Source organism: Flavobacterium restrictum, from assembly GCF_007097245.1.
GTDB classification, from domain to species: Bacteria; Bacteroidota; Bacteroidia; order Flavobacteriales; family Flavobacteriaceae; genus Flavobacterium; species Flavobacterium restrictum.
Genome location: NZ_VJZT01000045.1, coordinates 1 through 2937, shown reverse-complemented (window position 1 = coordinate 2937; position 2937 = coordinate 1). Strand labels below are relative to the sequence as shown.

Sequence of the window (2937 nt, the reverse complement as noted above, 5' to 3'; positions counted from 1 at the left end):
TCTGGCACTACAGCGGGTTTGGGACTAAATTAAGCCTATTCTTCGGATTTGCCAAATCATCCCAAATACAAAACCATCATTCCATTAAACCCAATGCCCAAATCCGTTGTAGTGGCTGTTGGCAGTAGCAATTTTATTTAGTTTTAAGAGAACTTACAATTTCATCTGCTGACTTTTCCCAATTAATTTGCAGTTTTTCTATGCAATTAAAAGTGAATAATAAAATTTTTCCATCAACAATTGTGAAAAAATAGTAATTAAAAACTTTTTGGTCAATTGCTTGTGTTATAAATTTAAAATATCCAACTTTCTTTCCATTAATAACTTTTACGCCACCATTCAAAACATTTAAATCAGGTCTGTTTCTTTTTAACTGTTGGATTTGGAAATCTTTAAATGAGTCCAATTGGCTTTCAGATGCAGGTTGGTTTGTCATATCCGCAATAAAATTGACCTCTCCATTTTTATCTGATAATACAAGTGTTGGTTTCGGTCTATTTTGATATTTTAATGTCCACATTTCATCAGTCATTTTAGTTAATTCCGTTGGGGAATTAAATTCGACTTTTCCATTTAGTAAATTCAATTTTTCCATTTTAATTTGGGCAAAACTTATAAATGGAATTAATACTGCAACTGATAAAATTGTTTTTAAATTGTTTTTTCTCATTCTGTTTTATTTACGATATTTTTGTTATTGTTACTGCCAACGTTCTCGCGCTACAGCGGGTTTGGGACTAAATTAAGCCCTGTTTTCGGATTTGCCAAATCATCACAAATACAAAACCAACTTTCCATTAAGCCAATTGCCCAAATCCGTTGTAGCGTGTGTTGGCAGAAGTGTTTTTATTTTTTCCCCGTTTTTATAGTAATTAATTGTTTTATACTTCCATCTTCAATTGACAATTTTAAACGTTCAAAATCTATATTTTTACCGCTCATTACGCTCACGTTTTGTAAAGAATCATTTGGCCCTTCAATTTTCAAGTCTTCAACCAATAATATTTTTCCGCGTTCTAAACTTTTATCTACTAATTCTAGATTTTTTGTGAACGAATGTGTGTAATTTTTTCCAACTTCGGTTTCGTACTTTTTTAAGAGTTCTTCTTCAAAATTTAATTCCGCAAACTCCTTTGGATTTATTATTCCAGTCATATCTTCTCTGTATAGAACTCTGACAGCATTTTTTAATCCTTTTTTATTATCAAAACCAATTACATTTCTGTCAATAAACTTATATACATCATCGTAGAAATTTACTGTTAAAAGTTTATCGTTATTATTAGAGGTAAACCCTAAAAATTTATCATAAAAATATTCTGCTAAATCTCTTTTACCTCGACTGAAATTATCGTCATACATAAAAGATGAATATTTATTATTTGGGAATTTACCAACATTAGTATCTTCAATAATATATCCAATTTTATAAAATTCTTTTGCAGGTGATAGAAATAAATCGTTAATTAACTCAACGATTTTTTTATCATTTATTTCATTAATTGTAAAAGCCTCTTGCAATTCTGCTTTTATAACTAATGTGAAATGTTTTGTTTTTTCATAATATCCATCCATAACCAGTAACAAACCACTTGGTATTGTTCTACGGTCGTGACTTATTGCAAGTAAATCTGCAATATTTTTAGATTTTTCTATGAATTCTATATTAGTTGCACCTTTTAATTTACTTGAATTACCAAAAAAACTTTCTTTTTCAAATGATGTAATTTCAAGTTTAAAAAATCTTTTAGACTTTGAAAATGCAGAACAAATTCTATCTTTTAGAGTATCGAGTTCAGTTTCACCAAAATAAAAAATTTCATCAGTGTGTTCTGCAAAACCGTGTTCTCCATTTTCCTTTTTTTTAAGAACTTTATGAATAATTATTCGATCAATTTGTAATTTTTCAGCATCTATCATATTTAATAATCGTTTAAAGGGTCAATGTTTTCAGATTTAATTTCAAAAATTTGTTGCATATAATCAAGCATATTTGGATAACCCAATACACAAGTGTTTAGATGCTCTAAAATTATATAATATAGAGTTCCAAGTGAACTCCTTTTTTTATCGTATGATAAAAGAACCCACTGATTTTCTGATTTATTTTCTATGAATTCTGGATAAATATTTACTTTAAAAGTATTATTATCTAAACACTTTTTATTTATGTTAACTATAATTCCTTTATCAAATAGGCAAATTATGTTTGGTAGAAATTTCCAGTCTGTTTTGTTGTATATTTCTTTAATATGTTCGAATGTGAAATTATCAGAATTCCCAATAAACATAAAAGTAAATAACGGATTTTTACTTGAATTTGTGGTTGTTTCAATGTCAAGTTCAATTCCTTTTCCTCCCGTATCAATAAAATTTGGACTTACATTTTCTCTTTCCAAAAATTGTTGCATTCTTTCTCTGGTTAATATAAAATCAGTTATGTGTTTTTTATTCCAACTTGATTTAATTTCTGCATAAGAATAAATTGATTCGTAAGTTAAATATTCACTTTTATCCAAAGTTGTATAAAGTACAGGTGTCTTAAAATTATCTGCAATAATTAAATCAAGTTGAGGACTGGTATTAAGATATTTGTCTATAATGTGTCCATTGCTTACATAATATTTATTAGGTAATTTAATTTTAAAAAACTCTCTAACTGCATTCTCAAATTGATTACCAGATGAATAAATATCTCCACTATTGTGAATAAGTTTTACCTGTTTATATGCAATATCTATGTGGTCTGCTTCAAAATTGAAGAAACTATCAATTGACAACTTTCTAAATTCGGTATCTTTTTCTGTACTCATTTTTTTAACATTTCTGCCAACGTTCTCGCGCTACAAGCAGTTTGGGGCTAAATTAAGCCTATTCTTCGGATTTGCCAAAACTTCCAAATACAAACCCAACTTCAAATTAAGCCAAATCCCCAAA

At 28.4% G+C, this 2937-nt stretch carries 3 protein-coding genes; all 3 read right to left on the bottom strand.

Features of this window, described 5'->3' with window-relative positions:
- Nucleotides 1-133: 133 nt before the first annotated feature.
- The 3 genes from FNW21_RS16040 to FNW21_RS16030 all read right to left on the bottom strand — a co-directional run bounded on the left by FNW21_RS16040 (nt 134) and on the right by FNW21_RS16030 (nt 2813).
- Nucleotides 134-670: a DcrB/PsbP domain-containing protein gene (locus FNW21_RS16040; RefSeq protein WP_144257758.1), complete on the bottom strand. Its 537-nt coding sequence runs from the start codon at nt 668-670 to the stop codon at nt 134-136.
- A 176-nt stretch (nt 671-846) separates the two neighbouring features.
- Nucleotides 847-1920: a nucleoid-associated protein gene (locus FNW21_RS16035; RefSeq protein ID WP_144257757.1), complete on the bottom strand. Its 1074-nt coding sequence runs from the start codon at nt 1918-1920 to the stop codon at nt 847-849.
- Between the two features lie 2 nt (nt 1921-1922).
- Nucleotides 1923-2813: a DUF6602 domain-containing protein gene (locus FNW21_RS16030; RefSeq protein ID WP_144257756.1), complete on the bottom strand. Its 891-nt coding sequence runs from the start codon at nt 2811-2813 to the stop codon at nt 1923-1925.
- Nucleotides 2814-2937: the final 124 nt, after the last annotated feature.

Excerpts from the sequence above, each read along its gene's own strand:
- FNW21_RS16040 (WP_144257758.1), bottom strand. The coding sequence starts at position 670 with ATGAGAAAAAACAATTTAAAAACAATTTTATCAGTTGCAGTATTAATT.
- FNW21_RS16035 (WP_144257757.1), bottom strand. The coding sequence starts at position 1,920 with ATGATAGATGCTGAAAAATTACAAATTGATCGAATAATTATTCATAAA.
- FNW21_RS16030 (WP_144257756.1), bottom strand. The coding sequence starts at position 2,813 with ATGAGTACAGAAAAAGATACCGAATTTAGAAAGTTGTCAATTGATAGT.